This window comes from Microbacterium sp. G2-16M, from assembly GCF_055809115.1.
Genome location: NZ_CM147897.1, coordinates 892,769 through 908,574 on the forward strand (window position 1 = coordinate 892,769; position 15,806 = coordinate 908,574).

A 15,806-nucleotide genomic window follows, 5' to 3' on the forward strand; every position below is an offset into this window, starting at 1 on the left:
CTGCCGCCCGCGCCGCGACGGCCGAGCATGAGCGGGCGGCGCGATACGATCGAGGGCTGTGTCCGCACCAGAACCCGTCCTCGTCTACCCGCCGGAGCTGCCCGTCAGCGCCGCGCGGGGCGAGATCGCGCACGCCATCGAAAACCACCAGGTCGTGATCGTGGCGGGCGCGACCGGGTCCGGCAAGACCACGCAGCTGCCCAAGATCTGCCTCGAGCTGGGCCGCACGCGCATCGCGCACACGCAGCCGCGACGCATCGCCGCCCGCAGCATCGCGGAACGCGTCGCCGAAGAGCTCCAGGTGCCGCTGGGCACGACCGTCGGGTACAAGGTCCGGTTCACCGACAAGGTCTCGGACGACACCCGGATCGCGCTGATGACCGACGGCATCCTGCTGAACGAGATCCACCGCGACCGGCTGCTGCGCCGCTACGACACGATCATCGTCGACGAGGCGCACGAGCGCTCGCTGAACGTCGACTTCCTCCTCGGATATCTGCACCGCATCCTGCCGCGGCGGCCCGATCTGAAGGTCATCATCACCTCGGCGACCATCGACCCGGCCAGCTTCGCGCAGCACTTCGCCGACGCCTCCGGCACTCCGGCGCCGATCATCGAGGTGTCCGGCCGCACCTACCCGGTCGACATCCGCTACCGCCCCGGACTCGACACCGCCGACGACATCGAACCGCTGACGGCGGCCCTGCGAGAACTCGACCGCGAGCCGACCGGCGACGTTCTGGTGTTCCTGCCCGGCGAGGCAGAGATCCGCGACGCAATGGATGCCGTTCGCGGCATGTATGCGAAGGATGCCGCCCCCACCGAGGTCCTCCCCCTGTACGGGCGGCTCTCCGCGGCCGATCAGCACCGCGTGTTCGAGCGGTCCCGCGTGCCCGGGCTGCGTCGCCGGGTGATCCTGGCGACGAACGTCGCCGAGACGAGTCTGACGGTTCCCGGCATCCGGTACGTGGTGGATGTCGGCACCGCCCGGATGGCCCGCTACAGCAGCCGGAGCAAGATCCAGCGCCTGCCCATCGAGCCGATCTCGCAGGCCTCGGCGCAGCAGCGAGCCGGTCGCGCCGGACGGACCTCGCCGGGCGTCGCGATCCGGCTCTACTCGGAAGAGGACTTCGCGTCCCGCCCGGAGTTCACCGAGCCCGAGGTGCTGCGCACCAGCCTGGCCTCGGTCGTGCTGCAGATGCTCTCGCTGGGCTTCGGCGAGATCACCGAGTTCCCGTTCCTCACGCCGCCCGACTCGCGCGGCGTGAAGGCGGCGTTCGACCTGCTCGTCGAACTGGGGGCGGTCACCGGCCGGTCCCCCGCGCTGACCGACATCGGCCGCGAGCTGGCGCGCCTGCCCATCGACCCGCGGTTCGCCCGCATGCTCGTCGAGGCGCGCGCACAGGGCGTACTGCCAGAGGTGCAGGCGATCGTGGCGGGACTGTCGATCCCCGACGTGCGCGAGCGCCCGGAGGAGCAGCGCGAGCAGGCCGACCGCCTGCATGCGCGATTCACGGACCCGGCCAGCGATTTCCTCAGCATGCTGAACCTCTGGAACCACCTGCAGGAGCTCCAGCACGACCTCGGCTCCAGTGCGTTCCGCCGGACATGCCGTGCGGAGCATCTGAACTACGTGCGGGTGCGCGAATGGTTCGACGTGCATCGCCAGCTGCGTTCGCTGCTGAAGGCGCCCGCGTCCCGCACCGGCGCGGCCGATCCGGACGCCGTCCACAAGGCGATCCTGTCCGGCCTGCTCTCGCAGTTGGGCATCCTCGACGAGCGGAGCGCCCGCGCCGAGCCCACGCGCCCGGGTGGCGGCAAGCCGCGCAAGCCGCGCCCCGAGTATCTGGGCGCGCGCGGCGCCCGATTCGCGATCTTCCCCGGATCCGGCGTGCGCAGCAAGGCACCAGCGGCGGTGATGTCCGCCGAGCTGGTCGAGACGAGCCGCCTGTTCGCGCGGACGGTGGCGGCGATCGATCCCGCCTGGGCCGAGCCGCTGGCCGGCGATCTGGCCAAGCGCCAGCTCAGCGAGCCGCACTGGTCGAAGGATGCCGGCGCCGCCGTGGCCGCCGAGCGGGTGACGCTGTTCGGCGTCCCCATCGTCCCGAACCGCCGGGTCCAGCTCGCCCGCATCGATCGGCCGCTGGCCCGCGAGCTGTTCCTGCGGCACGCCCTGGTCGACGGCGAATGGGACCCGTCCGTGCTCGAGAAGGGCCTGACCGCTTTCACGCGCCGCAACCACGAACTGCGCCGGCGGCTCGAGAAGGTCGAAGAGCGCGAGCGGCGCCGCGACATCCTCGCCGGCGACGAGGCGGTGTTCGCGTTCTACGACGCGCGCATCCCCCGTGATGTGTACGACATCCGCTCGTTCACCGCCTGGTGGAAGGAGGCGCTGCCGCGCACGCCTCACCTGCTCGACCTGAGCGAGGCCGACCTGCGCGGCGACGTGGCACGATCCGACGAGCGCGACTTCCCCACCCGCTGGCGGCAGGGCGATCAGGTCCTCTCCCTCGCCTACCGGTTCGAGCCCGGCGCCCCGGACGACGGCGTGACCGCCGTGATCCCGCTCGCCCTGCTGGCCCAGCTGCGGCCGGACGGGTTCGACTGGCAGGTGCCGGGCATGCGCGACGAGCTGATCGCCGCCCTGATCCGCGCGCTGCCGAAGACGATCCGGCGGCACGTCGTGCCCGCCGCAGACTGGGCTGCGCGGTTCGCCGAGGAGCTCGCCGGGGCCGGCCCGGAATCCCACGACGGGACGCCGGCGACCGGCCTGCGCGAAGCCCTGGCCGACCGCATCCGACGCGTGGCCAACCAGCCCGTCGGCGCGGCCGACTTCGCGCTGGAGCGCGTGCCGGACCACCTGCAGATCTCGTTCCGCGCCGTGGACGCGCGCGGACGGGTCGTGGGGTCCGATCACGATCTGGCGGCCCTGCAGGAACGGCTGTCCGATCGCGCGCGCCAGGCCGTGACCCGGTCGTTGATCGAGCAGCGCCGCCCCGCCCCGCTCCGTCCGCCCGAAGGCACGGCCTTCACCGAGCGCACCGGCATCACGACGTGGGACGTCGACGCACTCCCCGACGTCGTGGACACCAGAGTGCCCGGCGGCGTCGTGCGCGGCTACCCGGCCCTCGTCGACGCGGGCGACAGCGTGTCGCTGCGGATCGAGGCGACCGCCGAGGCCGCGGCGGCCGCCACCCGCGCGGGGGTGCGTCGTCTCGTGCTCCTGTCGACGCCGAGCCCGGCCGACTACGTGCTCGAGCATCTCACCGCCGCGGAGAAGCTCGCGCTCGCCGCCTCGCCGTACCCCTCGGCGCGCGCGGCGATCGAGGACTGCCGCCTCGCGGTCGCGGATGCCGTGATCCAGCGTTCGGCGCCGGGCCCGATCCGCACCGGCACCGCCTTCGCCACCGTGCGGGACGCGTTCTCGGCCGCCGTCGTGGACGAGCTGTTCCAGGCCGTTTCGCTGCTGGCCCGCATCCTGACGGCCGCGCGCGAGGTCGAAAGGGCGGTGAAGGCCGCCAATGCCCTGTCGCTGCTGGCGGCGTTGAACGATGTGAAGGGACAGCTCGCCGGACTCGTCTACCCCGGTTTCGTGTCTCGCACGGGCCTGGCCCGCCTCGCCCATCTGCCCCGCTACCTGCAGGGGGCGCGGCAGCGGCTGAAGGCCCTGCCGGAGAACCCCGGCCGCGACCGGCAGCGGCTCACCGAGTACGAACGCGCAGCGGCGCTGTACGCCGAGGCCGGCGGCGGCATCCCGCCCGCCCCGGATGCCTCCGACGCCCTGGTGCACACGCGGTGGCTGCTGGAGGAATACCGGGTGAGCCTGTTCGCGCAGACCCTCGGCACCGCCGAGTCGGTCTCGCCGCAGCGGATCCACCGGGCGCTGACGGGGTCTTGACGCAGGCACCCCACCGGGTGAAAAGTTCATCCCGGGCCGTGCACAACGCGGTCCGAGAGAAGACTGAATCCGGAAGGAACGACGATGACGTCCCCAGACACCCCCACCCGCGGTCCGGCTCGCCCCGGACCGTACGTCATTGCCGGCATCCTGATCGCGCTGGCGATCATCATGCCGCTGCTCGTCCCGATGTACGCCCGGTGGGACCCCGCCCTCGGGGCCATCCCGTTCTTCTACTGGTATCAGCTGCTGTGGGTCTTCCTCGCCTCGGGTCTGCTGGCCATCGCCTACGTGATCATGCGCAAGGAGGACCGCCGCCGCCGCGCCGAGGTCCGCCGGCCGGCGTCCGGCCAGCCCGGTCATCCGCAGGCCCGCAGCGGTGAGGACGCCTGATGCCCTCCCTCATCGAAGCCGCAGCCGCCGCTCCCCAGCGCGAGATCCAGTGGGTCCCGCTGGTGATCGTGGTGGTCCTGTTCATCGCCGTCGCCATCGTCGGCTTCCTCGCCTCGCGCTGGCGCACCGCCCCCGCCGACCGCGGCCTGAAATCGCTCGACGAGTGGGGGCTGGGCGGTCGCGGCTTCGGCACCTGGGTGACCTGGTTCCTGCTCGGCGGCGACCTGTACACCGCGTACACGTTCGTCGCGGTGCCCGCCGCCATGTGGGCATCGGGCGCGGTCAGCGGGTTCTTCGCGGTGCCGTACACGATCGTGCTGTACCCCATCGTGTTCCTGCTGATGTCGCGGCTGTGGTCGGTCTCGCACCGGCACGGCTACGTCACCCCGGCGGATTTCATCGGCGGACGCTACGGCAGCCGCACCCTGTCGCTGGCGATCGCCGTGACCGGCATCATCGCGACCATGCCGTACATCGCGCTGCAGCTGGTCGGCATCAAGGCGGTGCTGACCGTGCTGGGGCTCGGGTCGAACACCAACTGGTTCATGGCCGACCTGCCGCTGATCATCGCGTTCGTCGTGCTGGCCGCCTACACGTACACCGCAGGACTGCGCGCTCCGGCGCTGATCGCCGTGGTCAAGGACATCCTGATCTACGCGGCCATCATCGTGGCGATCATCTACCTGCCGGGCAAGGTGGGCGGATGGGAGGGCATCTTCCAGGCCGCGGACGACAAGCTGAGCCTGACCAATCCCGCCACCGGCAACCCGTTCGGCGCGGTGATCCCCGGCGCCGGGTCGTTCAACGCGTACTGGACGCTGGCCCTCGGATCGGCCATGGCGCTGTTCATGTACCCGCACTCGATCACCGGGGTGCTGGCCACGAAGAGCCGCAACACGATCCGCCGCAACGCGATGATCCTGCCGTTGTACTCGCTGATGCTCGGCGGCCTCGCGCTGCTGGGGTATGTGGCGATCAAGGCGGGCACCCAGCCGATCGACGTCGACGGCTCGGTGAACGCGCAGCTGGTCGTGCCGCAGCTGTTCAGCGATCTGTTCCCCAAGTGGTTCGCCGGGATCGCCCTGGCGGCGATCGCGATCGGGGCGCTCGTGCCGGCGGCGATCATGTCGATCGCGGCATCCAACCTGTTCACCCGCAACGTCTACCGGGACTTCTTCAAGAAGGACGCGACGCCGCAGCAGGAGGCCAAGGTCTCCAAGTTCGTGTCGCTGATCGTGAAGCTGGGCGCGCTGGCGTTCGTGCTGGGGATGGACGCCTCGTCGGCGATCAACCTGCAGCTGCTCGGCGGCATCTGGATCCTGCAGACGTTCCCGGCGATCGTGGCCGGCCTGTACACGCGGTGGTTCAACCGGTGGGCGCTGTTCGCCGGCTGGGCCGCCGGCATCCTGTACGGCACGATCACCGCGTACAACGTCGTCAACCCCGCCACGCACCGGAACTTCGGCGGCTCGATCGCGAACTTCCCGTTCACCGACATCCCGGTCTACATCGGGGTGTCCGCGTTCGCGCTGAACGCGGTCGTCGCGGTCGTGCTCACCCTCATCCTTCGGTCCTTCAAGGTGAAGGACACGGCCGACTCGACTCGCCGCAGCGACTACGGCGCCGACGAGGACGACCCGAAGGTCGCCGAGATCGAGCGCCAGGCGGCACTGGAGGAGGGCAACCCGCTGGCCTCGTGACATCCTGATCACATGGCACAGGCAGTCCAGTACGTCGAGTTCGGCGGACCAGAGGTCCTGACGCTGCAGGAGGTGACCTCCCCGTCCCCCGGGGCCGGGGAGGTCGCCGTGCGGGTGGCGGCGGCCGGGATCAACCCCATCGACGCGAAGGTGCTCTCCGGGCTGCGGCCGACCGGGCCGATCACCGCACCGCGCGGGATCGGCGAGGATGCCGCGGGCACGGTGATCGCCGTCGGACCGGACACCGAGGGCGTCGCCGTCGGGCAGGACGTGATCGTGTTCGGCGTGACCGGCACCTGCGCCACCGAGCTCACGGCACCGATCGCGCACGTGCAGCCGCGCCCGCCGCAGGTCTCGGCCGGCGCGGGCGCGGCTCTCGGCGTCCCCGCCGGCACCGCGTACCAGACGCTGCGCTCGCTGCATGTCGGCCCGGGCGACACGGTGCTCGTGCACGGCGGATCCGGATCGGTCGGTCAGGCGGTCGTGCAGTTCGCGACCCTGTGGGGCGCACGGGTCGTGGCCACGGCATCCCCCCGTCGCCACGATCGCCTGCGCGCGCTGGGGGCGATCCCGGTCGCCTACGGCGACGGCCTCGCCGCGCGGGTGCGGGCTGCTGCCCCGGAAGGCATCACCGCGGTGATCGACATCGCCGGCACCGACGAGGCGATCGAGACCTCGCTGCGGCTCGCACCGGACCGGGGCCGGGTCGCGACGCTCGTGCGCGGGAAGGATGCCGCGGCCCTCGGCATCCGCGCATTCCTGGGCGGCTCCCCCGACCCGCTCACGCCGCGTCAGCAGCAGCTGCGCGCCGAGGCGATGCCGGTCACCCTCGCACTGATGGCGGCCGGCAGGTTCACCGTGGAGCTCGGGCCGACGTTCCCGCTGGCCGATGCCACCGCCGCGCTGCGCGCACTGGCCGCCGGCGTCGACGGCAAGATCACGCTGGTCCCGTAGCGACCGGCCGGCCCGGGGTGTTCGCCCACTGGCTCCACGACCCGGGGTACACGGCGACATCGATTCCGGCGATCGCCCCGGCCAGTGCGGCCTGTGCGGCAGTGATCCCCGAGCCGCAGTAGGCGGCCACCTCCGCGCCCTGCCCGGCGCCGACGGCGGCGAACGCCTGCCGGATGTCCGCGGCATCGGCGAATCGTCCGTCGCGCAGATACTCCGGGCTCGGCAGGTTCACCGCACCGGGGATGTGCCCGGCCACCGGGTCCAGCGGCTCCGCCTCGCCGCGGTAGCGCTCGCCGGCGCGCACGTCCAGCAGCACCCCGTGCTCCGGCCAGGCCGCCGCGTCGTCGATGGATGCCACGCCCTCCATCCGCTCGTGCAGCACGATCGACCCGGGCGCGGGGACCACGTCACCCGCCTCCAATGGCAGCCCGGCCGCACGCCACGCGGACAGGCCGCCGTCCAGCACGCGCACGTCGGCGACGCCGGCACCGCGCAGCATCCACCACAGCCGCGCCGCCCCCAGCATGTTCCAGTCGTCGTAGGCGACGACCGTGTCGCCGGGGTCCACGCCCCACCGCCGGGCCGCGTCCTGCAGCACCGACAGCGGCGGGAGCGGATGCCGCCCCTCGCCGGGTGCGCCGAGCCGGGCCAGCTCGGTCTCCATCTGGACGTAGACCGCGCCCGGCAGGTGTCCGGACCGGTACGCCGGTCGCCCGTCGGGCTCGTCGAGGCGATAGCGCACATCCAGGAGGCGCAGCGGTGCGCCCTCGTCGATCAGTGCGGACAGGGTGGGGACGTCGATCAGCGGGTGCACTCCCCCATCGTGCCCCCTTCGCGGCCGGGGTCGGCGCAACAGTTCGACACACGGGGCGCGATCAGGCGGGGTCGGCATCGAGAATGGGACCATGTCCGACGCCGCCGACTGTCCCACCCCCTCGTTTGCGACCGTCCAGGTCCAGGCGGGGTTCACGGCGAACGCCCCGGTGCCGGCGGCGGTGCCGCCGATCTACCAGTCCAACGCGTTCGAGTTCGAGTCGCTCTCGCACGCGCGCGACCTGTTCGCGCACCGGCGGGACGGCGACGTCTATTCGCGCACGGCGAACCCCACGGTGGCCGTGCTCGAGCAGCGGGTGGCCGCGCTGGAGGGCGGGGTCGCCGCGGTCGCCCTCGCCTCCGGCCAGGCGGCCGTCGCGCTGACCCTGCTGGCGCTGGCCGGCCGGGGCGGGCACATCGTCGCCGCCCGGCAGCTGTACGGCGGCACGGTCGACCTGCTCGAGGACACGCTCCCGGACTGGGGCATCGAGACCACTTTCGTCGACCAGGACGACGTGGACGGCTGGCGCGACGCGGTGCGCGCGTCCACGCGCGTCTTCCTCGCCGAGACCGTCGCCAACCCGATCGCGCAGGTGCTGGACGTGCGGCGCATCGCCGACATCGCCCACACCGCCGGCGTGCCGCTGGTCGTGGACAACACCGTCGCCACCCCCTATCTGCAGCGTCCGAAGGAGTTCGGGGCGGATGTCGCGGTGCACTCGGCGACGAAGTTCATCGGCGGCCACGGTGCGGTCCTCGGCGGCGTGATCGTGGATCTCGGCACGTTCGACTTCACCGCCGCACCGGAACGCTGGCCGGCGCTGTCCGCACCCTCGCGCCGGCTGGGCGGCCAGGCCAGCCTGGCCGACCACTTCGCCGGCGGGTCGCCGTTGATCGCCCTGATCAAGGCGAAATACCTGCACGATCTCGGGCCGACCCTCTCAGCATCCTCCGCCTTCCAGCTGCTGCAGGGGCTGGAGACGCTCGACCTGCGGATGCAGCGGCACTCGGCATCGGCCCAGCTGATCGCCGAGCATCTCCGGTCGCACCCCGCCGTGGCCGCGGTGCACCACCCCGGGCTGCCCACCAGCCCCTGGCACGCGGCATCCCGCACCTACCTGAGCCGCGGCGTCCCGTCGGTGTTCTCGATCGAGCTGCGCTCTGCCGGAGGCCCCGCCGCCGACTTCGACCGGGTCGAACGGTTCATCTCCGGGCTGCGGGTGCTGCGGCTGCTGGCCAACATCGGCGACGCCCGCAGCATCGTGACCCACCCGGCGTCGATGACGCACAGCCATCTGTCGCCGGTGCAGCTGCGCGAGGCGGGGATCTCGTCGGCGACGGTCCGCCTGTCGATCGGCCTGGAGGACCCGGCCGACCTGATCGCCGATCTCGACCGCGCCCTGGCCGCCGTCTGAGAACCCATAGTCTGAGGACATGACCGGACTTCGATGGGGCATCCTCGCCACGGGCGGCATCGCCCACGCGTTCACCAGCGACCTGCGCACCGCGGGACGCGACGTGCGGGCCGTCGGCTCGCGCCGGCCGGACGCCGCCGAGCGGTTCGCCCGGGAGTTCGCGATCCCGCGCGCGCACGGCTCGTATGAGGAGCTCGCCGCCGACCCCGATGTCGACATCGTCTACGTGGCCACGCCCCACCCGATGCACGCCGAAGACGCGCTGCTGTGCCTGGAGTACGGCAAGCACGTGCTCGTGGAGAAGTCGTTCACCGTGAACGCCCGCCAGGCGCGGGCGGTGCAGTCCGCCGCCGCCGAGCGCGGCCTGCTGGCCATGGAGGCGATGTGGACGCGATATCTGCCGCACATGCGCCGCATCCGCGCGCTGATCGCCGACGGCGCCCTCGGCGAGGTGCGGGCGCTGTTCGCCGACCACACGCAGCAGATCAGCACCGACCCGACGCATCGGCTGAACGCACTCGAGCTGGGCGGTGGGGCGCTGCTGGACCTGGGCATCTACCCGGTCTCGTTCGCGTGGGACATCCTCGGTGCGCCGGTGACCGTCCAGGCGCAGGCCCGGCTCGGCGACACCGGGGCGGACACCGAGGTGGCCACGGTCTTCACGCACGCCTCCGGCGCCGTCTCCACGACACTGTCGTCGTCGCGGGCCGCGGGGCCGAACACCGCCCACATCGTCGGCACTGCCGGGCGAATCGACATCGACCGGGTCTGGTACTCGCCCACCTCGTTCCGGCTGACCGCCCCCGACGGCACCGTCGTCGAGGACTACGTGTCAGAGGTCGACGGCCGTGGCATGCAGTTCCAGGCGCTCGAGGCGGAGCGCCTCATCGCCGAGGGCCGGCGTGACGGCGACCTGCTCCCGATCGCCGAGACCGTCGCGATCATGGGCACGCTGGACGAGATCCGCGCGCAGATCGGCGTCCGCTACTCTGCTGATGACCCGGCTGAGGGCTCCGCTGACGAATCCGCAGGCGACTGACCTACGTCCCCCGACTGCCGTCGCCGCCCCTCGGAGCGCAGGCGGTCCTGCGCGATCTCGCGCTCCAGATCGGCCAGCTGCTGCTCGGTGGTGCGCGTGTCCTGCGGGCGGGCCGGTGGCGAGGGGACGGACGCCGTGGGCTGCGCGGTGCGCGCGCGGCGATGCTGACGCGGCGGGCGATCGGGATACTCGCGCCCCAGCACGAACCACAGGACCACTCCCAGCACCGGCAGCAGGATCACCAGGATCAGCCAGACGAACTTCGGCATGAACCGGATCCGCGCCTCGTCGTGGGTGACGATGTCCACGACGGCGAACACCATCGCCGCCATCACCAGGAGCCAGAACAGGAACGGCATGACACGAGCATAGGTGGCGACCTGCGACACTGGGACCATGCCCACTGCACAGGATGCCCGCGTCGCCGTCTACCTCGACTTCGACAACATCGTGATGAGCTGGTACGACCGGGTGCACGGCCGCAACTCGTACTCGCATGACCGGCAGCGCATCACCGCCGACCCCAGCGAGCCCGAGATCGCGCAGCGCCTGGCCGCGGCCACCATCGACGTCGGCGCGATCATCGACTACGCGGCATCCTTCGGCACCCTGGTGCTGACCCGGGCCTACGCGGACTGGTCCAGTCCGGTCAACGCGCAGTACCGCTCGCAGCTGGTGGCCCGCGCGGTCGACCTGGTGCAGCTGTTCCCGGCGGCCGCGTATGCGAAGAACGGCGCCGACATCCGCCTGGCCGTCGACACCGTCGAGGACATGTTCCGACTGCCCGACCTGACCCACGTCGTGATCGTCGGCGGCGACTCCGACTATGTGCCGCTCGCCCAGCGCTGCAAGCGGCTCGGCCGCTTCGTGGTCGGGGTGGGCGTCGCCGGATCCACGGCGAAGTCGCTGGCGGCCGCGTGCGATCAGTTCGACTCGTACGACTCCCTGCCCGGCATCACCGTGGTGGAGGCGCCGGAGTCCAAGTCCGAATCGGATGCCGCTCCCACCGGCCGCACCCGCACGAAGAAGAAGGAGAAGGAGGAGAAGGAGCAGAGCGACGCCTCCGGAGAGCTCCTGGAACGCGCGCTCAAGCTCGAGCACGTGCGCACCGACGACGAGTGGGTGCATCTGTCGGCGGTGAAGAACCTGCTCAAGCGGATGGACCCGTCCTTCAGCGAGAAGGCGCTCGGGCACCGGTCGTTCTCGGACTTCGTGAAGGCCCATCCAGAGGTCGCCGAGCTCGACGAGTCGACCAACATCGTCACCGTGCGACTGCAGCCCTCGCGCTCCTGAGACCACCCCACGGCGGACTCGCGGTGCGCTAGCGTGGGCGCGTGCGCGACGACGAGTTGGATGTCACCGATGTCCACCAGCGGGCGCGCACCGGCCCGGTCCCTGAGGACCGCGCGATCGATGCGGCGGTGGACAGTGCCTACCGCCGCGCCCGCGACCGGCACGACGGCGCCGTGGCGGACTACATCCCGGTGCTGGCCGGTGCCGATCCGGATGCGTTCGGCCTGTGCGTGGCCGACGTCGACGGCGGCCTGCACGAGGCGGGCCAGACCCGGGCGCCGTTCTCGATCCAGTCCATCTCCAAGGCCTTCGCATACGCCCTGCTGTGCGAGGCCGTCGGGCACCACGAGGTCCGCGAACTCGTCGGCGTGAACAACACCGGACTCGCGTTCAACTCGGTCATCGCGATCGAGATGAACGACGGCCACCCGATGAACCCGATGGTCAACGCCGGCGCGATCGCCACGACGGCGCTGCTGCCGGGCGGCAGCCCCGACCGGCAATGGCGGTTTCTGCACGAGGGGCTCTCCCGCTTCGCCGGGCACGATCTGATCCTCGACGACGAGGTGTACCGCTCCGAGAGCGGCACGAATCAGCGCAACCAGGCGATCGCGGCGCTCCTGCACAGCTACGGGCGGATGCGGACCGACCCCGCCGAGGCGGTGGATGTCTACACCCGCCAGTGCTCGCTGCGGGTGGACGCGCGCGATCTGGCGGTGATGGGCGCGACCCTCGCCGACGGCGGTGTGAACCCGCTCACCGGCGACCAGGTGGTCTCGGCCGACGTCTGCCGCGACACGCTGGCGGTGATGGCCGCCAGCGGCCTGTACCAGACCAGCGGCGAGTGGCTGTTCGAGATCGGCCTGCCGGGCAAGAGCGGCGTGGCCGGCGGGCTGGTCACCGTGGCCCCGGGCAAGGTGGGCATCGGGGCGTACGCCCCGCGGTTGGATGCCGCGGGCAACAGCGTCCGAGGACAGGTGGCGACCGCCTACCTTGCACGCTCGCTGGGACTGAACATCTTCGCCTCCGCCTCGCATTTCCATCGAGAGGACACCCCATGACCGCTTCCGCGCCCGCGCGCACCTCCTGGGTCCCGCTGATCGGCCTGTTCCTGGCGCAGATCCTCATGTCCTACAACGTCGCCGCGCTGCCGGTGACCCTGGGCAGCATGGTCGACGATTTCGGCGTGCCGCCCACCGACGTGTCCACCGCGATCGTGGTGTACGGACTGTTCGTGGCGGCGCTGGTGATGGTCGGTGCCAAGATCGGGCAGCGCATCGGGTGGGTGGTCATCTTCCGCGTGGTCGTGCTCGTGTTCGCGGCATCCGCGCTGATCATGATCCTCTCCCCGGGCGTGGGCTGGGTGATCCTCGCACAGGCGCTGGCCGGGGCATCCGCCGCCATCATCGTCCCCGCCCTCGTCGCCCTGATCGCCGAGAACTATCACGGGCGGCAGCAGGAGACGGCGATCGGCTCGCTCGGCTCTGCGCGGGCGCTGGCCGGCGTCACCGCCTTCCTGCTCGGCGGGACCCTCGCCACGTTCGTCGGCTGGCGGTGGGTGTTCGCGGTCGTGCTGGTGATCGCCGTGGCGGTCTTCGTGCTGAGCTTCGGCCTGACCGCGTCGCGCGGCAACCCGGGCATCAAGATCGACGTGGTGGCCGCGGTCATCATCGGACTGGGCATCATGTGCCTCACCCTCGGGGTGAACAACCTGAACGGCTGGGGGCTGCTGCAGGCGACCGAGAACGCCCCGTTCGACGTGCTCGGGCTCTCCCCCGCGCCCGTGCTGATCCTGGTCGGGATCGTGCTCGTGCAGCTGTTCTTCCTGTGGACGCGACGGCGGACCAAGCGGGGGAAGGTGCCGCTGGTCAGCCTGTCGGTGTTCGGCTCGTCCCGTGAGCGCGCCGCCGTGTACGCGATGTTCATCGTGGTGGCGCTGGAGGCGGCGCTGAACTTCACCGTGCCGCTGTACATCCAGATCGTGCAGGGCCGCACCCCGTTCGACACGTCCCTGGCCATGCTGCCGTTCAACCTCACGGTGTTCGTCGCCGCGATGGTGGTGGTGCGGTTCTACCGCCGGTTCTCGCCGCGCCAGATCGGGGTGTTCGGGTTCATCCTGACCACCGCCGCGCTGGTCTGGCTCTCGTTCGTGGTCACCAACAACTGGGAGACGCTGCCCACGATCCTCGGGCTGTTCGTTTTCGGCGTCGGGCAGGGGTCGTTGGTCACGCTGGTGTTCAACGTACTGGTCACGGCCTCGCCGAAGGAGCTCGCCGGCGACGTCGGCTCGGTGCGCGGCACCACGCAGAATCTCGCCTCGGCCGTCGGGACGGCGGTCTCGGGTGCGCTGCTGGTGGGTCTGCTGGCCGGCGGGATCACCACGGCGATCGCGGCCCATCCCGATCTTCCGGACGAGGTGACCGCGCAGATCCCGCTGAGCAGCGTGAACTTCGTCAGCAACGACCGGCTCGACGAGGTGCTGGCGGCGACCGACCTGACCGACCAGCAGGTGGCGGCCGCGGTGGAGATCAACGAGAGCGCGCGCCTGGGCGCGCTGCGCCTGGGGCTGCTGATCCTGGCCGGGGTCAGCGCGGCCGCCATCGTGCCGGCCAGTCGCCTGCCCAAATTCCGGCCCGGTGAGATCCCGGAGTCGGTGGCCAGCGGCGCAGACCCGGGGCATGACGCGGCCTGACCCGGTCACGAGCCGCGCAGCAGCGCGCGCAGCGTCTGGATCGTGTCGGCGTCGGCCGGGCTCTTGTCCGGCCGGTACCCCTTGACCCGGGCGAAGCGCAATGCGATGCCGCCGGGGTACCGGGTCGAGCGCTGCACGCCGTCGATCGCGATCTCGACCACGGTGACCGGCTCGACGTACACGGTGGACGCGGTGCGTCGCGTCTCGATCTCGGCGAAGCGCGCCGTCTGCCAGCGCAGCAGCTCGTCGGTGAGCCCCTTGAACGTCTTGCCCACCATCACGAACCCGTCCGGATCGCCGAACGCGCCGGCCGGGTCGCGGGCACCCAGGTGCAGGTTCGACAGCCAGCCGCGCCGCCGGCCGGATCCCCATTCGCAGGCCAGCACCACCAGGTCGTAGGTGAGCACCGGCTTGACCTTGATCCACGTCGCCCCGCGCCGCCCGGCGGCGTACGGCGCCTCGATCCCCTTGACCACGACGCCCTCGTGGCCGGCCGCCAGTGCGCGGGCCGACAGCCGCTGCGCGGCGTCCGGGTCGGCGGTGACGATCCCCGGGACCCGCAGCTGCCCGGCCACACGCGCCAGTTCGGCCTGCCGCACATGCAGCGGCTCGTCGATGAGGTCACGTCCGTCCACGTGCAGGATGTCGAAGAACCACGGGCGCAGCGCCGGCGGGGCTGTGTCGATCCCCGCTGTGCCGATCCCCGCTGTGCCGATCCCCGCTGTGCCGATCCCCGCTGTGCCGATCCCGTCCGTGCCGAACCGGGCCATCGTGTCCTGGAACGGACGCGGCGCGCCGTCCTCGTCCAGGGTCAGCGTCTCGCCGTCGAGGATCACCGCATCCGCCGGCAGCGCCCGCACGGCGGCGACGATCTCGGGGACCCGATGGGTGACGTCGGCGAGGGTGCGGGTGTACACGCGCACGTCGTCGCCGCGGCGGTGCACCTGGATGCGGGCGCCGTCGAGCTTGTACTCCACGGATGCCGCACCGGTCGTCTCCAGCGCGGCGGCGACGGATGCCGCGGTCCCCGCGAGCATCGGCAGCACCGGGCGGCCCACCCGCAGGCCGACGGCGGCCAGATCGGCTCCGGTCAGGGCGAGCTGCGCGGTCTCGCCGAGATCGCCGGAGAGCATGGCCGCGCGCCGCACCAGTGCCGGGTCGGCATCTGCGGCGCGGGCGATCGCCTCCAGCAGCACGCCCTGCAGGGCGCCCGTGCGCAGCTCCCCCTGCAGCACGCGGGCCAGGAGGTCCCACTCCCGGGCCGTCGCGCGCTCCGCCAGCTCGTGCAGCAGGGCGGTCCGTCGCCCGGACGATCCTTCACCGGATGTCGCGGCCAGCTCCGCGAACACCGCATCGACGTCGGCGATGCCCACGGCCGCCGCATCCGCGTGCACGGTGGTCATCGCGGCGGTCATCGCGGCGAGCGCGCGCCAGCCCACGCCGAGCCGCCCCTGCCGCGGCGCCGCGGTCAGCAGCCCGATCGCGGCCGGGATCTCCGCCGGCTCGAGGCGGGCCAGCAGCGTCGCGAGCGCCTCGGTCTTCGCCCGGCGCGAAGAGGTGGCGGTGACCGCCTCGAGCGTGTCGACGACCTCAGCCAGCAGCATCCCCG

Annotated in this window: 12 protein-coding genes; 9 read left to right on the top strand and 3 right to left on the bottom strand. The window is 71.8% G+C overall.

The features are described from left to right. Positions 1-58 precede the first annotated feature (58 nt). From hrpA to AC0L6F_RS04455, 4 genes are all read left to right on the top strand, one after another. Complete coding sequence (gene hrpA, locus AC0L6F_RS04440; RefSeq protein WP_473539300.1) at positions 59-3,898, top strand: ATP-dependent RNA helicase HrpA; 3,840 nt, start codon at positions 59-61, stop codon at positions 3,896-3,898. Between the two features lie 84 nt (positions 3,899-3,982). After that, a complete protein-coding gene (locus AC0L6F_RS04445) occupies positions 3,983-4,291 on the top strand; it encodes a DUF3311 domain-containing protein (RefSeq protein WP_473539301.1) in 309 nt (102 codons plus the stop codon). Continuing rightward, entirely contained in the window at positions 4,291-5,991 is a 1,701-nt protein-coding gene (gene mctP, locus AC0L6F_RS04450) for a monocarboxylate uptake permease MctP (protein ID WP_473539302.1), read from the top strand. Before AC0L6F_RS04445 ends, mctP begins: the two co-directional genes overlap by 1 nt. Before the next feature lie 12 nt (positions 5,992-6,003). Beyond that, positions 6,004-6,945, top strand: coding sequence for a quinone oxidoreductase family protein (locus tag AC0L6F_RS04455; RefSeq protein WP_473539303.1), 942 nt, complete (start codon positions 6,004-6,006; stop codon positions 6,943-6,945). On the opposite strand, the gene AC0L6F_RS04460 is transcribed toward AC0L6F_RS04455, so the two are convergent. After that, positions 6,929-7,759: a sulfurtransferase gene (locus AC0L6F_RS04460; protein WP_473539304.1), complete on the bottom strand. Its 831-nt coding sequence runs from the start codon at positions 7,757-7,759 to the stop codon at positions 6,929-6,931. The two genes, AC0L6F_RS04455 and AC0L6F_RS04460, sit on opposite strands and share 17 nt — an antisense overlap. Before the next feature lie 91 nt (positions 7,760-7,850). On the opposite strand from AC0L6F_RS04460, the gene AC0L6F_RS04465 reads away from it, so the two are divergent. Both AC0L6F_RS04465 and AC0L6F_RS04470 read left to right on the top strand, forming a co-directional pair. Beyond that, positions 7,851-9,173: an O-acetylhomoserine aminocarboxypropyltransferase/cysteine synthase family protein gene (locus AC0L6F_RS04465; RefSeq protein WP_473539305.1), complete on the top strand. Its 1,323-nt coding sequence runs from the start codon at positions 7,851-7,853 to the stop codon at positions 9,171-9,173. A 19-nt stretch (positions 9,174-9,192) separates the two neighbouring features. Continuing rightward, complete coding sequence (locus AC0L6F_RS04470; protein WP_473539306.1) at positions 9,193-10,212, top strand: Gfo/Idh/MocA family protein; 1,020 nt, start codon at positions 9,193-9,195, stop codon at positions 10,210-10,212. Here AC0L6F_RS04470 and AC0L6F_RS04475 read toward each other — a convergent pair. Further along, complete coding sequence (locus AC0L6F_RS04475) at positions 10,158-10,571, bottom strand: PLDc N-terminal domain-containing protein (RefSeq protein WP_473539307.1); 414 nt, start codon at positions 10,569-10,571, stop codon at positions 10,158-10,160. The two genes, AC0L6F_RS04470 and AC0L6F_RS04475, sit on opposite strands and share 55 nt — an antisense overlap. A 37-nt stretch (positions 10,572-10,608) precedes the next feature. Between AC0L6F_RS04475 and AC0L6F_RS04480 the strand changes: the two genes are divergently transcribed. The 3 genes from AC0L6F_RS04480 to AC0L6F_RS04490 are packed head-to-tail and all read left to right on the top strand — an operon-like array spanning position 10,609 to position 14,197. Next, on the top strand, positions 10,609-11,505 hold the full coding sequence (locus AC0L6F_RS04480; RefSeq protein WP_473539308.1) for an NYN domain-containing protein: 897 nt from the start codon (positions 10,609-10,611) through the stop codon (positions 11,503-11,505). Positions 11,506-11,546: 41 nt separating this feature from the next. Continuing rightward, positions 11,547-12,566 (top strand): glutaminase A, encoded by a 1,020-nt coding sequence (gene glsA / locus AC0L6F_RS04485; RefSeq protein ID WP_473539309.1) that lies wholly within the window; start codon positions 11,547-11,549, stop codon positions 12,564-12,566. Further along, positions 12,563-14,197: an MFS transporter gene (locus AC0L6F_RS04490; protein WP_274637970.1), complete on the top strand. Its 1,635-nt coding sequence runs from the start codon at positions 12,563-12,565 to the stop codon at positions 14,195-14,197. Before glsA ends, AC0L6F_RS04490 begins: the two co-directional genes overlap by 4 nt. A 5-nt stretch (positions 14,198-14,202) precedes the next feature. Here the strand turns inward: AC0L6F_RS04490 and AC0L6F_RS04495 are convergent, their stop codons facing one another. Continuing rightward, entirely contained in the window at positions 14,203-15,801 is a 1,599-nt protein-coding gene (locus tag AC0L6F_RS04495) for an ATP-dependent DNA ligase (RefSeq protein WP_473539310.1), read from the bottom strand. Between the last annotated feature and the right edge of the window lie 5 nt (positions 15,802-15,806).